At 63.6% G+C, this 409-nt stretch carries 1 pseudogene; it reads left to right on the top strand.

The window, feature by feature from the left end:
- Positions 1-387 (top strand): annotated as a pseudogene (locus tag MKK65_RS22565) (integrase core domain-containing protein); the annotation flags it as partial.
- Positions 388-409: the final 22 nt, after the last annotated feature.

Raw genomic sequence — 409 nt, 5'->3', positions numbered from 1 at the left:
CCCAACAGCGTCGGCGTGATCGAGACGCGGGCCGTGGCCATGTGCATGCACGGCATCCCGGAGCACATACGGTGCGAGAATGGCCCTGAGAAGATGTCCAAGGCGTGGCGCAAATGGGTCGCCAAAGTCGGAGGACAGATCCAGTAGATTGCGCCGGGCTCGCCGTGGGAGCACGGGTACTGCGAGAGCGTCAAGGGCAAGCTTCAGGATGAGTGCCTGAGACAAGCGATCTCCTACTCGCTGAAGGAGGCGCAGATCGTGATCGGCCGTTGGCAAACTACCTACAACCGCGTCCGGCCGCATTCGTCCCTGGGCTATCGGCCGCCCGCGCCTGTCAGCTTCCCGGATCTGGCCTTCCGGCTACCCATGGCAGCGGCCATGCAGTAGCCTCTCAATCGGCTCGGTCCAA

The sequence above is a fragment of the Methylobacterium sp. J-001 genome (assembly GCF_022829565.1).
In the GTDB taxonomy this organism is placed as follows: domain Bacteria; phylum Pseudomonadota; class Alphaproteobacteria; order Rhizobiales; family Beijerinckiaceae; genus Methylobacterium.
Note: the sequence above shows the minus strand (reverse complement) of the source record. Positions and strands in the feature narration are given on the sequence as shown.